Source organism: Paenibacillus sp. 7541, assembly GCF_002276395.1.
GTDB classification, from domain to species: domain Bacteria; phylum Bacillota; class Bacilli; order Paenibacillales; family Paenibacillaceae; genus Paenibacillus_AQ; species Paenibacillus_AQ campinasensis.
Genome location: NZ_NQLZ01000001.1, coordinates 186,647 through 203,753 on the forward strand (window position 1 = coordinate 186,647; position 17,107 = coordinate 203,753).

Annotated in this window: 11 protein-coding genes; 2 read left to right on the forward strand and 9 right to left on the reverse strand. The window is 53.7% G+C overall.

The annotated features are described in order from the left end of the window. Positions 1–140: 140 nt before the first annotated feature. From CHH75_RS00885 to CHH75_RS00905, 5 genes are all read right to left on the reverse strand, one after another. Positions 141–1,784, reverse strand: a complete 1,644-nt coding sequence (locus CHH75_RS00885) for a type 2 periplasmic-binding domain-containing protein (RefSeq protein WP_095397209.1) — start codon at positions 1,782–1,784, stop codon at positions 141–143. A 75-nt stretch (positions 1,785–1,859) separates the two neighbouring features. Continuing rightward, positions 1,860–2,756, reverse strand: coding sequence for a carbohydrate ABC transporter permease (locus tag CHH75_RS00890; RefSeq protein WP_095266082.1), 897 nt, complete (start codon positions 2,754–2,756; stop codon positions 1,860–1,862). Positions 2,757–2,772: 16 nt separating this feature from the next. Next, a complete protein-coding gene (locus CHH75_RS00895) occupies positions 2,773–3,699 on the reverse strand; it encodes an ABC transporter permease (protein ID WP_095397210.1) in 927 nt (308 codons plus the stop codon). Between the two features lie 44 nt (positions 3,700–3,743). Continuing rightward, positions 3,744–6,827: an alpha-mannosidase gene (locus tag CHH75_RS00900; protein ID WP_095397211.1), complete on the reverse strand. Its 3,084-nt coding sequence runs from the start codon at positions 6,825–6,827 to the stop codon at positions 3,744–3,746. A 232-nt stretch (positions 6,828–7,059) separates the two neighbouring features. Continuing rightward, the gene (locus CHH75_RS00905; protein WP_095397285.1) at positions 7,060–8,244 is read right to left on the reverse strand and encodes a GntR family transcriptional regulator; all 1,185 of its coding nucleotides are present in this window, start codon (positions 8,242–8,244) and stop codon (positions 7,060–7,062) included. 419 nt (positions 8,245–8,663) lie between these two features. Between CHH75_RS00905 and CHH75_RS00910 the strand changes: the two genes are divergently transcribed. Continuing rightward, positions 8,664–10,727 (forward strand): GxGYxYP domain-containing protein, encoded by a 2,064-nt coding sequence (locus CHH75_RS00910; RefSeq protein WP_095397212.1) that lies wholly within the window; start codon positions 8,664–8,666, stop codon positions 10,725–10,727. Between the two features lie 166 nt (positions 10,728–10,893). Here CHH75_RS00910 and CHH75_RS00915 read toward each other — a convergent pair whose 3' ends face one another. From CHH75_RS00915 to CHH75_RS00925, 3 genes are all read right to left on the reverse strand, one after another. Next, on the reverse strand, positions 10,894–11,280 hold the full coding sequence (locus CHH75_RS00915; protein WP_095266077.1) for a rhodanese-like domain-containing protein: 387 nt from the start codon (positions 11,278–11,280) through the stop codon (positions 10,894–10,896). A gap of 112 nt (positions 11,281–11,392) precedes the next feature. Continuing rightward, the gene (bioB, locus tag CHH75_RS00920) at positions 11,393–12,394 is read right to left on the reverse strand and encodes a biotin synthase BioB (RefSeq protein WP_095397213.1); all 1,002 of its coding nucleotides are present in this window, start codon (positions 12,392–12,394) and stop codon (positions 11,393–11,395) included. Positions 12,395–12,593: 199 nt separating this feature from the next. After that, positions 12,594–14,516: an LTA synthase family protein gene (locus CHH75_RS00925; RefSeq protein WP_095397214.1), complete on the reverse strand. Its 1,923-nt coding sequence runs from the start codon at positions 14,514–14,516 to the stop codon at positions 12,594–12,596. Positions 14,517–14,717: 201 nt separating this feature from the next. Between CHH75_RS00925 and CHH75_RS00930 the strand changes: the two genes are divergently transcribed. Continuing rightward, on the forward strand, positions 14,718–15,632 hold the full coding sequence (locus CHH75_RS00930; RefSeq protein WP_095397215.1) for an NAD-dependent epimerase/dehydratase family protein: 915 nt from the start codon (positions 14,718–14,720) through the stop codon (positions 15,630–15,632). Between the two features lie 403 nt (positions 15,633–16,035). On the opposite strand, the gene CHH75_RS00935 is transcribed toward CHH75_RS00930, so the two are convergent. Further along, positions 16,036–17,097 (reverse strand): glycosyltransferase family 4 protein, encoded by a 1,062-nt coding sequence (locus CHH75_RS00935; RefSeq protein ID WP_095266073.1) that lies wholly within the window; start codon positions 17,095–17,097, stop codon positions 16,036–16,038. Positions 17,098–17,107: the final 10 nt, after the last annotated feature.

Here is a 17,107-nt window from a genome sequence, read left to right on the forward strand (position 1 = left end):
CAAATGGGTTGATACGGGCTGGGCGCATGTGGTCGACCGACCGCTGTTATGCAGCGAAACACCGCGCGCTGCTCCCAGCGCGCGGTGTTTAAGCCCGGCGTTTCAGGTGTAATGCTGAATGGGACTGCTGCTTCTGCCCATCAGTTCGGCATCTGCAGCGTTACTACCTCCTTGCCTTTCAGATTTTCATTCACATATTCCATCGCATTGTCATAGCCCGTCTTCTTCATCTGATCCCGCAGATCGTTCAGGATGCGCAGTGCGGCTTCGTCGGATTTGGCAAACACCGCCTCCGTCCAGGCATCACCGGTCCGGTCTAGCGAAGGCTTGAGCATCTCCCAATCCGGAGATTTGGTAATGACATCACCCGGATTATAAGCGCTGATCACCTGTATTCCGTTCGGACGGAGAATGGCGCGAGCGTTCTCCATCGCCTCGGTCCGTTTCTGGTCTGCCCATATATCGCCGCCTGCGGCAGAATTGATTCGGTCGAGACCTGTAAGCGATTCCAATCCAATGCCGATCCCGACATTTTTGCGCTCCTTGCCGCTTGCGTCTTCCGCAAACTTGTCAAACCACTCCTGAACCGGCTTCGGTGTCCCATCGACCATTTCCCAGTGAACCCCTTCAACCCCGTATCTCGTCAGCAGGAATCCTTCATCCGAAGCCAGGAAGTCAAGCAGCTCAAGTGCTTTATCCACGCATTCGCCCTGACAGCTCTTCGTAATGGCGGTCACGTTGTTGCCTTGAATCGCCAGGTCGACCGGACGATCCGGTGCGGCTCCCGCACGCTCCAGCGGTCCAAGCGGAATGTAATCGCTACCAGGATTGGCCGTGACATACTCTTTGGAAGCGTCCAAGATCGCCGGATAATGAGCGGCAAGCACCGCGATCCGGCCCTGGTTGATCTTTTCCTTCGCAATCGGATCTGTCTGTGTGAATACCTCAGGATCAAGCAGACCTTCTTCAATCAGCTTGCGATAGAACAGCGTATATTCCTCATACTCTTGTCTGAAGAAAACATGTTCCAGGTTGCCGTCGCCCCGGTCTACATAGTTGCTGCCAAAAAACATCGTGTTGCCGATGCCCACCGCCCAGCCATTGCTGAACCCGCCTAGCGGAAACACAGGCTGACCGTTCTCCTGCAGGTTGGCATCCTTGATCTTTCTTAAAAATTGATAGAAATCATCCTTCGTGACTACCGATTGCGGATCGACACCAACGGCCTCGGCAATGTCTTTGCGGACGTAAAAGCCGTACAGCCAATCCATGCCGTCCTCGTTCGTCGCCGGCTGGTTTTGCAGCAGCAAATACTGCTTGCCGTCAAAAGCGTCAAACGCTTTCTCATACAACGCTGGCGGCACGTTCTCCTTCGCAATCGATTTCTGCAAATTCGGATAGTTGGCAAGCTTATCGGAGATATCAACGAGCTGTCCCTCATTCGCAGCTTTAATGATGCCATCCAGTTCACCGCCCCAAGCGGGACCGGTGTAGATATCCGGCAGATCCTGCGTGGCGAAGATCGTGTTCACCTTCTCTGCTTCGCTGCCTTTCGTGTACTCCCATTCAATGGTGATGCCCGTTTTCTCCCGGATTACCTCTTCAATCGGTGTAATCCCTTGGTCAGAGCCGGTTGATCCGTTCCAGTTGTGCAATACTTTCAGTTTGTAGGAATCTCCGTCCTGCCGATTGTCACTGCCCGAACCTGTACAGCCGGCAAGCAGTCCGCCGAGCAATACGGTCGCGATCAGCGCCGCTGCCCCTTTATGCCAAATCTTCGTCAATTCAATCCCCTCCCGGAAGTGAATATGTAATCCAAGCGGGCTGTCCCCGCTGAATATCGATTTGAAGTCTTCATATTACCCTTTCACCGAGCCGATCATAACGCCTTTCACAAAGTATCGCTGCAGGAACGGGTAGATACACAGAATAGGAAATACCGTAATAACGAGCAGGGCCATGCGTAAGGATTCCGGTGTCGCTCCGGCTCCGCTCACGCTTCCCACCGTCTGTCCTCCCTGCTGAGCAGCCCGCTGCATCGAGTTTGAGAGCGCTTCCGCTTCACTCAACATTTCTTGCAGCAATGTCTGTACAGGGATCAGATCTTTATTGGATACATAGTAAGCGCCGGCGAACCAGTCATTCCAGTGAGCAACGCCGATAAACAAGGAGATTGTGGCCAATACCGGACCGGACAAAGGCAGAATGATTTTGAGGAAAATTTGAAAATCGCCATATCCGTCGATCCGGGCAGACTCTTCGAGCTCTTCCGGAATGCCTTGCAGAAACGTTCGGATGATGATGATATGCATGAAGTTGTAGAGCAACGGAAAGATGTACACCCAGAACGTGTTAATCAGTTGCAGCTTTTGAAGTGTGATGAAGAATGGAATGAAGCCTGCGCTAAAAATGGTCGGCAGAAAAATATAGAAGGTAAAAAAGGAACGTCCCGGCAGCGTTCGTTTGGATAAGGCATAGGCCATCAGAGTGCAGAGCGTTACGTGCAGGAATGTGCCAAGCACCGTTCGCATCAGCGTGATTTGATAAGCTTTCCAGATGCGGGCATTGTCAAATACTTGGGCATAGTTTTCCAGCGTAAACTTCCGGGGCAAAAAATAAATAGCGCCCTGCATGGAATCCTTCCCGTCATTAAGCGAGTAAGCCAGGATGTAGATGAAAGGATAGATCATGGCAAAGCCGACAAGCGTCAGCAAAGTATAGTTGACCACAGAGAACACGGACCAGCGGCGGTTCATAACGTCAGCCACCTCCTTAGAACAGGGATACGTCGCTGATTTTCCGGGCTATGCGGTTTACCGTCAGGATCAAGATGAGACCGATGACACTTTGGAATAAGCCCACTGCGGCTGCGTAGCTTAATCGTCCTTCTCTTATGCCGGAGTTGATCGCATGAACGTCGAGCACACTGCCGATGCTGGCTGTAGCAGGACCGTTCAGGAGCAGAAGCTGCTCATAACCGGCGCTCATCAGATTGCCGACAGCAAGAATGAACAGAATGATGGCCACATTCCGGATGCCCGGAAGCGTGACATGCCACATTTGGCGGTAACGGCCTGCGCCGTCGATTTTGGCAGCTTCATACAGCTGCTGATCGATTCCCGCAATCGCCGCCATAAAAATAATGGAGTTCCAGCCGATATTCTTCCAGATTTCAGAACCTACAATTATCTGATAGAACCAGGTTGGATTGTTCAAAAATTGAATCGGGTCCGCCCCGAAGGCGCCCAGCAGTTCATTGACCGGCCCGCCATAAGGTGTCAGCAATCGTTGCATCAGCGTAACGACGACGATCCAAGATACGAAGTAAGGCAAGTACGATAAGGTCTGAATCGTTTTCTTGAATCGGATCTTCCGCACCTCATTCAGCAGGAGCGCGAGAATAATCGGCATCGGAAAGCCGATAAGCAGCTTCAGCAAACTGATAACGACCGTGTTCCGGATGATGTCCCCGGACTGATAGTAGTTAAAGAATTGCTGGAAATACTTGAGGCCCGCCCACGGGCTTCCGGTAAAGCCGCCGCTAAAGGTATAGTCCCTAAAGGCAACCTGAATCCCGTACAGGGGCACATACGAAAAGATAAAAAACCAGATCAGACCCGGCAGCATAAAAAAATAGAACATCTTATGCTGCCAGACCCGTTTGATCCACCGCCTGCTTTCCATACGACTCTTGATCATGTTTCCCACCTCCTTTCAGGCAGGGCGGTGAATCATGGTTAACTTTAACGCTTCCGCTTCAGCCGGAGCGTATGAATTTCGAACGGCTTGAAGGTCAGATGAACAAACGAAGCTCCTTGTTCCCCATCCTCTTCCACATCCAGACGCGCCTGCTCTCTTTCCAGCAGATCGGCACTCCACGCTTCCTCCAGCGCCATTGCGACCCGAAGCACGGTCTGTACCCGCGTACCGGATGTTTCATACAGACGCAGGATGATGTCCTCGCTATCCTCCGCTTGCTTGACCGATTCCACCATCACCAGCGGATGGCCGGTCTGAAGGAACGAAGGCGCTAACACAGCATCTGTCTTCGGATTCTGGGCTTCCGCTGGATGTCCAGCTTTAGCGCAGTCCATCGTCCGAAGCGGCACGTTAAGCTCCCAGCCTTTCTTGTACACGCCGGCCTCGACATGGTTGCCAGCATGCGGATACAGGGAATAGGTGAACGTATGCTCCGCCAGGTCTGCTTCGGGATCCGGATACGAGCTGCTGCGCAGCAGATTGAGATCCAGCACACCATTCAAGGCCCGATGGCCGTACTTGCTGTCATTGAGCAGCGCTACACCGTAATCCGGTTCGGACATGTCGATCCATTGATGCGCACATATCTCGTCTTTGGCAAAATCCCACATCGTATTGCGATGGGTTGGCCTGCTGATGCTGCCAAACTGGATTTCGCATGTGACGCTGTCCGTACGAATATCGAGCGGGAACGACGTCCGCAGCATCTTGCCGCGCTCCTTCCAGTCGACCTTCGTCCGGAAATCAATGCGCCGGCTGCCCTCTGTCAACGTCACCGTCTGGGTGAGCACCGATTCCCCGATACGGAACTCGAATGCCAGACCAGCGGCAGGCCCTTCGCGATGCTCGCGAATATGCTGCAGCGTGAGCCGTGTTCCGCCGGTGACGGCATAGTCATGCCGGAAATCCCAGGCGTCGCCACGATCATGGTAGACCTTCAGTTCATTGCCTCTCAGCCCCGGGGCAATCAGCTCCCGGTCTTCAGCCAAATCCCGGATGGAGACGATCGCTCCCTCCTCATCGAAGATGATCTTCACGAGCTCATTCTGAAGCGTCCGTTCGCTTGCAGACGTATGCACCGTGCCGAAGCGCTCCGACGGATCATGCGCTTGTGCCTCTTCTGCAAGAAGTGCGTAGCCCATCGATGGCACGCGCACCTTGGTCCATTGCCCTTCACTCGTCTGAACCCATTCTTCGCGCTCCCAAGGCAGGGAGTTGAACACGGCAATCTGCTGCTGTCCATGCTCGCCCTGCACCTCCCTGGCGATATGCGCCGAAAGCTTGCGATAAGTCTCCTCTATCAAATGCTCGGTCTCCCCCAGCAGCTGCTCATACCGCTCCAGTGACTCGTCATACACGCGCTTGATCGAGGATCCCGGCAAAATATCATGGAACTGGTACAGCAAAACCTCCTTCCAGATTCTCTCCAGCGTCTTCGCCGGATAGGAATGCCCGAGTGCGGACGCGGCCAGCACGGAAGCGAATTCCAGCTCGCGCAGCGCCTTTTCCAGCTTGCGGTTGTACCATTTATTCCGCCCCTGGCTCGTCAACGTCCCCTGATGCTTCTCCAGGTACAGCTCCCCGCGCCACGTCTCGAAACGGCTGCTCTCCTTCTCCAGTCGTTCGAAGAACCGCCAGGACGGCTCCTGCTTGACCGGGGGCAGGCCCAGCAGATTCTTCTCCCGCGCAAGCCGCTCCAGATGCTCCTCGCCCGGGCCGCCGCCGCCATCGCCGATGCCGAACAGCAGCAGGCAGTGCTCGGATATATTTTTATCGAGGTAATCCTTCTCCGCTTTCGCCAGAGACCGAGGCGCAGCCGGACTGTTGTATGTGTCCTCCGGCGGCATATGCGTCAGCACCTTGGAGCCGTCGATGCCTTCCCAATGGAAGGAATGATGCGGATGTCGATTGTACTCGCTCCAGGACAGCTTCTGGGTCATCATATAGTCCACGCCGGCTTTGCGAAGGATTTGCGGCAGACTGGCGGTATATCCGAACACGTCCGGCATCCACAGCGACTTGACCTCCATGCCGAATTCCTGCATGAAATACCGCTTGCCGTACAAAATCTGGCGCACCAGCGCCTCACCGCCCGGCACATTGGTGTCGGATTCGACCCACATCGCGCCCTGCGGCTCCCAGCGGCCTTCCTCAATCCGCTCCTTGATGCGCGCGTACAGCTTCGGGTGATGCTCCTTCATCCACGCATACAGCTGCGGCTGACTGGCACCAAATATGTAGTCCGGATATCGTTCCATCATATGGAGCACCGTCGAGAAGGTTCGTGCGCCCTTGCGGATCGTCTCCCGAATCGGCCACAGCCAGGCCAGATCAATATGCGCATGTCCGACAGCGCTGACGCGCAGTACAGGATCTCCGCCCTGCAGGGAAAGCGGCCCCTGCAGCAGCTCCTTCGCCTGCCCGACCTTGTCTTCGCTCATGTCGGTCAACAGCAAGGAGGCATCGTATAGTGCCTGCAATATTTTCGCCCGCCGCGCGCTTCCCTCCGGCAGATGCTCCGCCGTCTCCAGCAGCACCTCAGCGTCATAGTACAGGCTGCGTATATCTTCGCGGCAGGTGGCGATGACCGCTTCCTTCAGCGTTCCGCCGCGATACCTCCCAAACAGATCGTTATTGCCGCCATCGGCCCACAATTCGAGTGTGCCGCCGGAAAGTTCCAAGCTGCGGGTATCCACCACCCGTTTGCCTGGAAGTCCAAGCGAGAAATCAAATTCCGAATTGACGGTCGTAAGCCCCTGGATCGGCGTGCCCTCGCGGTCAACGAGGCACAGCTCACCGTTCACATCCAGCAGCAAGACGGTCGGAGCCTCCTTCTCAAGCTCCGGAATTGTCCCCTGGAAGCGGAACCAGGCGCAATCCCACAGGTCGCCCCAACGCTCCCCTTGTGTCAGGCTGAGCGGTGTTCCGCTCATGCGCTCTTCATATGGTACGGGCTCCGGCGTGACCCAGGCTGTTACCTCAAGATCGGCAATCGGCTTGTAAATGGCTTCGCGGAGCTCGGTAATCATGTGTTTCAATGACGAAATTTTAATCGGTTCGTATGGCATGATGGCTCTCCTCTCCGGTTTCTCTTTTGTATTCTCTCCCGTGTCTTTGCCTATGCAGTAAACGTCTCATAACTAGGTGTTGACGTTAACCATCCGTTTCCAACACATATTCAACGACATGTCAAATGCTCCATCTGCTATAAAATATAATATACCGAATGAATATATTCAATATATTTTTACAAATAAAAAAGCCCTCCCGATCTGGATCGGGAAGGGATGTAAATCGTGGTTATTCCGGCTGCTCCGGACGTGGCCCGCTCGTCAGCCGGATCACGAGCTTCGGTTCGCTGAGCATTTTGCTGTAACCCTTCATATCGCCGTGGCCGGACAGAACTTCCAGCAGCTTGCTTGCTGCCCGGAATCCCATATCCTTCTCATACTGATTCACATGAGTGAACATGCTGAATTCCTCCACAATGGAGGTCGGATCGTCAAAGCTGACAATCGACACATCCCTCGGCACCTCAAGTCCGGCCTGTTTGGCCATCTGGTATATCTGGACTCCGAGCCTGCCGTTCAGGGAAATATAAGCGGTCACCATTCGATTGCGGATGTAGCGATACAGCGGATGCGCTTCGGCATCCTTCAGCTCCGACAGCGGCTTGAAGTCGGTGATCATATGCGCAGGATTGATCAGCGCGCCTTTATCCTTGAGCGCTTCGATATAGCCTTCGATCCGTTCCTGGACAGTAACGGTCTGCAGCGGCGAATCCGAGCAGATGGCGATCTCCCGGTGCCCGAGCTCCCATAAATGGTCAACCGCCAGCTTCGCGCCCCGCCTTCCGTCAGATGCGATATAATGGGTCTCCACGCCGGGCAAGTGCCGGTCAATCAGCACAAACGGAAATCCGGACAGCTTCATGCCAAGAATTTCCTCGTTGTAGTTCTCCTCGTCCACGGGGAAGATCAGCAGGCCTTCGGCACCGAGCGCCTTCAGCTCCTTGATGGCTTCCTTCTCCCTCGCCAGACTGCTGTAGGTCAGCATAATCATGCTCCGGTATCCCGCGGCAGCGAGAGCCATTTCAATACCGTTAATCAGCCGGATGGCAAAATAGTCCTGGATGTTCGGCATAATGATGCCGATGAGCTTCGTTCGCACCAGTGAGCTTCGTTCCTCTCCGACCTTCACAGCCGTCGCGGTTGCTGAAGCCACCTGGCCGTTCGAGCGGCCTGCCGCGAGCATATCGGCGTCTTCGGTCACGAAGCTGCCCTTGCCAGGGACCCGGGCGATCAGCTTCTCATTGGCCAGGCCGGTCAAGGCATTGGCCACCGTGATTTTGCTGACCTGGAACTGCTCCATCAATTCTTTTTCCGTCGGGATGCGGTCGCCAGGCTTTAAATTTTCCGTCTCGATAATGTGACGAATATATTCCTGGATTTGCTGATATAACGGAATTCGATCATTAGCACTCATTAAAATCACCAAATTATTCTTAATATTTGTAATATATAATATATCCTTCATTCGCTGATCGCAATATAAAGCGCGGACTCGTTATCCTGCGGCTTAGCACAATCATCCCTTTTGATCAGGCTGCATCCGGAACCAAAGGGATCATCTTGCTAAGCGGATTGGGGCAAGGACAAACCCGAAACGGGAGCCGCTCCCCGTCTCATTCATGTCAAACGATGCGGAATGAACGCCCATTGTGCCAGCTTATAGGAAGTTTTGTCAAAGTGCTTGAAAAGATATATTTAAATATATTTAATATGTCTTGAACGGAGATGTGTCTATTGGCGATCACGAACAGGCATGCCAAGAAAGGAGGCTTTCGTAAGCAGAGGCGCGTTTGCCCGTTCCTATTATGAACTCACGCGAGGAGTGATAGCGTCATGGTTCGCAAATTTACAGCACTATGTCTGACTTTCCTGTGCACGTTCTCGTTAACTGCCGGAGCGGCTGTAGGCTCAGCATCATCCTCAACCCCCGAGCCGGCCGCAAAACCGAATTGGCCGCCGAATCAGGAGCTTCCGACATTTAAATCTCCCAAAAAATTGGATGTCGCGGATGTATACGATGCGCCAGGCGATATCAAACTGCTGTTCGGAACGCTTCAAGGCATTGTGAACCGGAGCGAGCCGCGCATCTATCTGATCGAGAACCAGGAGGAAGGACGGTTTGCCTGGCTGAACGATCTGGACGTCCCTTATAAGGTGCATGACGATTACTGGAATATATTTGCCGCCTACAAACAGGAGGTCAAGGGCATCATTGTGTATGATCCGCAAGTGCCGGATACCATCAATGTCGCCACTACGCTGGCCGGGCTGAAGGATGCGGTCGTTGCGAGTCCCGAGCTAGCCCTCAAGCTGTCCTCCGCCCCCTACAACCTGAAAGTGCTTGAGGATTTGCGCGGAAAATTCAACAGCCGAATGGAAGCGTATACATGGCAGTTTGAGCATCTGTGGAACCAGACGACTCACCGGATGCTGATCGGCCTGTCGCCAGACACCTCCATCCGGATACCGCCGGGAATGCCGGCGTCCTTTGTGACGATTGCGGAGGAGAAGGAGCAGATTCGCGACGCCAGCAACCGCGCTGTCTACAATCTGGATCTTTCCGGTCAGCTTGGCGGGGAGCATGTTTATCTCCGCTTTGATGACGCCTTCCCTCAGGACGGCTGGGGTCCGGCCGTGCATCAAGTAACCGTCAAGGCGGACGGACAGGAGATCGCCCAATTCGTTGTGGGTACCTCGGATGAAGAATTGTATTTGTACGATCGGCATAACTCCAAGTTTCTGGAGGGGCATGGCGGACACCGGTTTGCGGATAACGGCAGCTATTTTGTATACGAATTCACCCCTCCTGCGGGAACGACACAGCTGATTGCCGAGGTGGACATGTGGAATCAGTATAAAGTTTCTGCAGGCCACATCCGTCCGCTTTCCTCGGAGAACAAAGAACCGTATGCCTATTTGCGCGACTACGCCGTTGCCAACAAGGCGATGGTCTTCTGGCTGGATTCGAACGTGCCGGAGCAGCAGGCGCTCTTCGAGCAAATCATGGCCGATGTCGAGCCGGGAACGCCTTATCTCGGATGGTTCAGCAATGATGTGGAAGGCGAGTTCAGCTCGGTTGAAATTGCGTCCAGGTACGGCGTATATGTGCTGGCCGCTGACTGGTTCAGCAATTTGACCGTCTTCTCCGGAACGAAGCCGAAGTACGCGCCGCTGAAGCCCGCTGCCGAGCCGAAGCTGGAGAACAAAATATATGTCACCTACGTCGTCACGGAAGGCGACAATTTCCAATACAATCAGCACCGCATGCGCGTCATGTGGGATGATCCAGCACGTGGCCAGGTGCCGATAAACTGGACATCCAGCCCGCTGCTCCATGAAGGCGCGCCGGCGCTGCTCAATTACTACCGCAGCACGGCAACGGAGAATGATTACCTCATCGCCGGACCGTCGGGCGCAGGGTATTTCTATCCGAACCCTTGGCCGGACGAAAGCTTTGCGACCTTCCTGCGGGATACCGAGAAGTATATGAAGCGCACCGACATGACAATCCCGTACGTGCTGAACCGGATTGACAGTGAGAATGTGCCGCTCAGCCCGCAGAAAGCCGCCGCCTATGAGCAACAGTACAAGGCGCCGGGCATCTTCATCAGCTACGAAGACCGGTATGGTGTGGAAATTATCGGCAACAGCCTTCCGGCCTCGACCGTCCGTGGAATCAGCACCGCCCAGGACGGCATCCGGGTGCTGGAAGAAGCCAAGGCGCAATGGGACGGCAGTGAGCCGATGTTTATATCACTCGGTTTGCTTGCCTGGAGCATGATGCCTTCGGATGTGGTCGAACTGACCGATGCCTTGGGCGATGAGTTCGAGGTCGTCCGCGCTGACCATTATTTCTCCCTGATCCGGCAAGCTTACGGTTTGCCGAAGGTCAAGTAGACCTGCCCTGTCAGTCTGACGGTCTGTGCTGTGTTCATACAGCTCATGGCCGATATAAAAAGGGAAGCCCTGGTGACCTTTCACCCGGAACTTCCCTTTTTGCCTGTTGCTTATTCTTGTTGCGCCTGCATCAGGTCCGTGTTAACGGCATGCCTGAAACACGCCTTCAGCCCAGTGTCGGTGTCTTGAAGGATGAACAGGATGTGCACTCCTCCACCAGAAATGCCAGCGAGGTGAAGCCTGCTTTCCGCAGTTTGCGGGCTGCGATGAAGCCGTCTGACCGCTTCGGTGTAACAATGACGATGTCATCCCCCGGTTTCAGCACCGTATCCCAAACATAAGGCAGTCGCCCCAATGAAATATTGATCATGTCGCACTTGGGATTGGCCATGAATTCGGAGACATCCCTGACGTCAACCAGCTTTAAATCCGGACGCTCGACTCTCGCCGCATGCAGTTCACTGCAATTCATCATACGCAAGCCAGGTACCGGCACATAGCGGCGATACACATAGACGGCTGCCACAGCCAGAACCGCCAAAGTAATCAGCATCACGGATTCCCCCAATAATCTGTATATAGTCTATACTACGCTTATTATCAAGATGGGTGAAAGTCCCTCCCGGCTATATACTAGGGTCATCCTCTCGAAATGTCAATATCGATTATAGCGCACATTCCTCGATTTCGAATCCAAGATCTTCGATCATTTGCCAATCCGCATGCTGATCCTGACCGGCTGTCGTTAAGTAATCCCCGATAAAAATAGAATTGGCGGCATACAATCCGAGCGGCTGCAACGATCGGAGGTTCACCTCGCGTCCCCCGGCGATGCGGATTTCCTTATCAGGATTCACAAACCGCATCATCGCCAAAATCTTCAACGCCTTGACCGGCGTCAATTCACGCCGCCCTTCAAGCGGCGTCCCGTCAATCGGATTCAAAAAATTGCACGGAATGGAATCCGCCCCGAGCCGTTTCAGCTCAAAGGCAATCTCCACCTGCTCCTCCTCCGTCTCCCCCATGCCGAATATCGCACCGGAGCAAGGCGACATGCCGGAAGCTGCAGCTTCTTTCACCGTCTCGACGCGGTCGTCATATGTGTGCGTCGTCGTAATTCGCCCGTAGTTATCTTTTGACGTATTCAGATTATGATTGTACCGGTGAACCCCAGCCTCAGCCAGCTGTCTGGCATGCTCTTCGCTCAGGAATCCGAGGCAGCAGCATACCTTCAAGTCGGTTGTCGCCCGGATCTCCTTGACTGCCTCAACCACATGCGCGATTTCACGATGCGTCGGCCGGCGGCCGGAAGCTACAATGCAATACGTGCCTGCCTTGCGGCGAATGGATTCCCTTGCGCCCTCCAATATCTTGTCCTTGGTAAGCCAAGCATATTTATCGATAGGCGCCTCGGATATGATCGACTGTGAGCAGTATCCGCAATCCTCTGGACAGAGCCCGGACTTGGCATTAACAATCATATTAAGCTTGACCCTGGTGCCAAAATACGTTTTGCGAATGTGAAAAGCGGCCTGCATCACCTGTAACAATTCATCATTCGATGCTCGCATAATGCGCTGCGCCTCCTCTTTGCCCACCTCATAACCTTGAGTAACCCGCTCAGCCAGAGATAGCCAATCCACTGCGTTCCCTTTGATTATTGTCATATGTATCGCCATCCTCCCGTGCAAACTATATTTGTTAACCTCAAATTAGATTATTTAGGTTGACAATAGATTTAATATAGCACACGTCCACAGCGACAGCAATCGTTGCCGAGAGACTGCAACGATATATAAAGTCATAAAAAACCGCTCTGACCCGGCTATTTGCCGATCAAAGCGGTTTCGTGAACTTAATTGTATTTCAGGACTTGGAGGCGCGGTCTGGCAGCAGCTTTACATAATCATCCGACAGCTTCATCAGCTGCATAATATAGTCATAGTCGCTGCGATAAGGGCCAACGTCTTCCACTGGCTCCAGCGTGTCCAGCCTCACGGCTGTGCCATCCTCAAACCCGTCCCCCGGAACGAACATAATCTCGTTATTAAAGAACGATCCTGTCGGAAGGTAGTAACGCATGCCAACCACATTCCGGTCGATATTCAGCAAGTCCTGACCAAAGGCGGTCAATTGCTCATCCTCCAGCCGTATGCCCAGCAGATTAGCGATCGTTGGCAGCAGATCGACCTGACCGCCAACCTGATCAATGACCTGGCCGCCCTCGATGCCCGGCACATGCATGATCAGCGGAATATTGAAGCGGCTGATCCGCTCATGATAACGGATGCCAAGCACGGATGAAATCTGCTCGGGGCTCGCTTCTTTCTGATTGATGCCGAAGTGGTCGCCATATACAACAAGCACCGTGTTGTCCCAGAGTCCGTTCTTCTTCAAGTCCTCAACGAGAACACCCAGCGCATAATCCGAATAGTTGACCGATTTCAGGTATTTGCCGAGATGTGTGCCTTCCAGCTCTTCAGGGAGCGCAATCTTCACAAATTCATCCTTCAAGGTGTAGGGTGAATGGTTGGAGACCGTGATCAGATTCGTATAAAAAGGCGTATTCTGCGCATGCAGCTCTTTTATCTTTCGCATGCCGACGCGGAACAGCTCCTCATCCGATGGACCGAAGTCATTAAAGTGATCATCCTGAAAATACGGCTTGTCGTAGTATTGCTGGAATTGCAGTGCCGGATACAGCTTGCTCCGGTTCCAGAAGTTGATATCGTTGACATGAAACGTATTGGTTACATAGCCAAGGCGATTGAGCATGCGGGGCAGACTGGGCAGCTCCTTGTTGCCATAGCCTGTGGACATCGCAATCGTGCCGGTCGGGTAGATGGACGTATTCACCGCGAACTCCGCATCGGAAGTATTGCCCTGACCGATCTGCTGGAATATGTGAGGGAAGTACAGCCCCTCCTCAACTAGATGGTTCATGACAGGGGTCAGCTCTTGACCGTCAAGCGTAAGACCGATCGGAAATGTCTGCAAGGATTCCATCTGCACGACGAGCACATTTTTCCCTTCAGCTATGCCATAATAGGCCGGTGCCGCCCCCTTCTCGTCCCGGTAAGGATACTGATCCTGGAGCTGCTTCACTTGGGCGATCACCTCCTCGCGATTAGCCTTGGCGAGCATGCGGTTCTCTCGTTGGTTCCGGATTGCAGCCTCCACCTGATAATTCATGAAGCCCATTTGCTCCGCACGGGCAATCTCATTCTCGATCCCCCAGGCGCCCCGCATGATCCAGCCCGACAGCAGAACGGTCACTACGAGCATCCCGGCCATCCCCGTTTTCCATACGAGACTGGATGTTCTCAGGCCCGAATAGCCGGGCGACAAACGGAACATTAGGCCCCTGCGGAATCGGGCTCGGAGCTTTCGAACCGTCCATACCGCTGCAATAACAATCACATCGGCAAAAAACAGAAAATGCGCCGGCCTGATCAAAGCCTGGACACTGCCTTTCACCTGATTGACCTGCCCTATCCCGGATAACGCCGTGTAGGTCGGAATCGAGCCAAAGTACACGTTGTACACAGCAGCGGCGAACAGCATCAATGAAAACAGAAGATTAAAGCACCAATAGATCGTCCGCTTCCCTTTATTCGGCAGCACCAGCTCCAGCAGGCTCAACACCGCCAGAATGGACAGAGCATCCGGCAGCACCCGCCCCCACATCATCCCGCCGAACAGAAAGCTCCGTAACAGGATAAGCTTCACCAGCAGCAGGATGAACACGCCGATAAACCACCGTATATGATCTTTCCGAATTAATTCCATCCATGACTCCCTCTTTTTTGTAAACTCAATGTAAAAACGCAACCTCTATTATAGCAGTTTTGTATAGGGCGATCTAATCGCATCGAAATGTACGGTATATCGCAGCCCATTCCTTCGGCCCGGAGGGACAGCCGCTCATGCAATCCCCTTGTCCCTCACGTAAGATAGAGCATCCTATCTTAAGGCTGGAGGGTTATAGGCATGAAAATGGTAGTTACCGGTGGTGCCGGATTTATCGGCTCTCACCTGGTGGACGGCCTCGTGGACCGAGGCTGCGAGGTCCATGTCATCGACAACCTTACAACCGGTGATCCAGGTCGCCTCCATTCCGAGGCGATTCTGCATGTAGCGGACGTAAACTCCCAACAGACGACAGATTATTTGGCGCTCTTAAAGCCCGATGTCGTGTTTCATCTGGCAGCCCAGGCGGACGTGCAGCGCTCGATTGCAGATCCTTACGAGGACGCCGATACCAACGTTTTGGGGACCATCAACATATTGGAGGCCTGCCGGAAATCCAAGATTCGCAAGATCGTGTTCGCGTCTACTTCAGGCGTATACGGAGATTTGGAAAAAGAGCAGCTGACCGAGGATGACCCGCTCTCCCCGATTTCGTATTACGCCTTGTCCAAAATGGTTGGCGAGCAGTATATACGTCTCTACAGCCGCTATTTCGGGCTAGAGTATACGATATTGCGATATGGCAACGTATACGGCCCCGGGCAAACGGCCAAGGGCGAAGGCGGGGTCGTTGCGGTATTCGGGGATCGGCTGAAACGCTCGGAACCGTTCACGGTATATGGGGACGGTAATCAGACCCGGGACTTTATTTTTGTCAAAGATGTGGTAGAAGCCAATCTCGCGTCGATTGACCAAGGAAACGGACAGACGCTTCATGTCAGCACGGGCCGCAGAAGCAGCATCAACGAACTGGTATCGCAGCTAACCGCCCTGCATCCGGAGCCGGTTGACGTCCGGTACTTACCGCCCAAGCAAGGCGACATCCTGCACAGCTGTTTGAATAACGACAGAACGAAGGCGGTGCTGGGCTGGGACGCGGAAACTTCGCTTGCCGAAGGAATTGCAAAGACGTATCGCAGCTGGTTTCAAGCCTAGCTGATTCCAGCGACGGGGCTGTTCCTTACGGGACAGCCCCGTCGTTGTTTGCAGCAACGCGTAAACAAGCCCGGTAACACCTGCGCACAGCTGCTCTCTTCGAGAAATATAGCAACGTGTGGCCAATTTTTCGAGTTGCCGGATTTCCTTGGTTTCGTGAGCTTTGTCAATCTGTACAATCTTCTTGGGCGTCCTGGTGTTCTAGTAGTGTTTCCAAAAATCCGGACGAACGAACCCCGACTCCGCCATAACAGAGCCGCGACACTTATCGCCTTATTAGGGCAGCTGGTGATCAGCTGCGCATGGCGGCTTGTCCAGGAAGCCAGAGCGGAAGCTCTGCCAAACGGTGCAAGGCTGACCCTGTTGCTCATGGAGTCAGCCTCATGGATGCGGATATTTTCCGTTACACCGAATGGATCATGTTGGCGAAATTAGCAGCATACACGTGCGGATTGAAGGCTTGCTGCACATGCTGCATCGCACCGGCACGGATCTGCTCGCGCAGCGCAGCGTTATGCATCAGCTCAAGCCCTTCCTGCACCGCATGCTGTATATTCCCGAGCGTATAGAACTTGCCGGTGGCATTATGATAAACAGAGGTCGATACGCCGTCCGAATCGGTAGTGAGCACCGGACAGCGGCAGCTCATCGCCTCCAGCACCGCGTACGGGGCTCCCTCCACCTTGGAGGTGGAGCATAGAAAACCGCCGGAATCACCGATGACGGAAAAATAATACGGCATTTCGCCATTAGGCACATTCGCTCTTACCGTCAGCCGGTCCTGAAGACCGAGCTCGGCAATCAATTGCTGGAACTGTTCACGTTCGGCCGGAACGCTCAGATGGTTGTCCTCAAACATCCACATTCGCAGGTTAGGCACATGTTGACTTAATTGGTGGCCGATGTGCAGAAACTCGCGCCAATTTTTGTTGTCCTCGATTCTGCCCAGCCAGGCGATGACCGGATATTCCGGATGGATGTACGAGTTATACGTGAAGTACGTCGTATCAAAACAGTTGTTGAAATTGAATTGGGGCTTATGCGGATACAGTTCCTGAAACAAAGCAGCAATATGCGGCGTATTCGGATTCAGCAAGGCCGAGGCATACTGGTTGATGTACGGCATGGCTGCCGTCAGCTGCGCCCGGGCCACCTCCTTCGGCCCGTAACCCTGGATCTCCAGCACAAACTTCCCCTTGAATCCGAGCATGCTGAAACGGGCGAAGCTCGCATGGTCTGTCGTCACCACGATGGCATCATACTGGTTTGAATCGAGAATATGCTTGATCTCAATGTCATTGCGGCTGATATAGACCGGAAAATCAACGGAATTCTGGATTCCCGCTCCCCATCCGTAATAGAGGCAATGCCCTTCGATGCCAGCCAGACGAAGCGCGCGGCAGCGTTGCCTGTTCAGGGTTTCGACACCACCGCTTGGCACATAGTACACAAACAGCACTTTCATGATGTTCCCC

What these genes read in the sequence shown, in the direction of transcription:
- CHH75_RS00890 (WP_095266082.1), bottom strand. Translation starts at nt 2,756, where the DNA reads ATGAACCGCCGCTGGTCCGTGTTCTCTGTGGTCAACTATACTTTGCTG.
- CHH75_RS00895 (WP_095397210.1), bottom strand. Translation starts at nt 3,699, where the DNA reads ATGATCAAGAGTCGTATGGAAAGCAGGCGGTGGATCAAACGGGTCTGG.
- CHH75_RS00900 (WP_095397211.1), bottom strand. Translation starts at nt 6,827, where the DNA reads ATGCCATACGAACCGATTAAAATTTCGTCATTGAAACACATGATTACC.
- CHH75_RS00905 (WP_095397285.1), bottom strand. Translation starts at nt 8,244, where the DNA reads ATGAGTGCTAATGATCGAATTCCGTTATATCAGCAAATCCAGGAATAT.
- CHH75_RS00910 (WP_095397212.1), top strand. Translation starts at nt 8,664, where the DNA reads ATGGTTCGCAAATTTACAGCACTATGTCTGACTTTCCTGTGCACGTTC.
- CHH75_RS00915 (WP_095266077.1), bottom strand. Translation starts at nt 11,280, where the DNA reads ATGCTGATTACTTTGGCGGTTCTGGCTGTGGCAGCCGTCTATGTGTAT.
- bioB (WP_095397213.1), bottom strand. Translation starts at nt 12,394, where the DNA reads ATGACAATAATCAAAGGGAACGCAGTGGATTGGCTATCTCTGGCTGAG.
- CHH75_RS00925 (WP_095397214.1), bottom strand. Translation starts at nt 14,516, where the DNA reads ATGGAATTAATTCGGAAAGATCATATACGGTGGTTTATCGGCGTGTTC.
- CHH75_RS00930 (WP_095397215.1), top strand. Translation starts at nt 14,718, where the DNA reads ATGAAAATGGTAGTTACCGGTGGTGCCGGATTTATCGGCTCTCACCTG.
- CHH75_RS00935 (WP_095266073.1), bottom strand. Translation starts at nt 17,097, where the DNA reads ATGAAAGTGCTGTTTGTGTACTATGTGCCAAGCGGTGGTGTCGAAACC.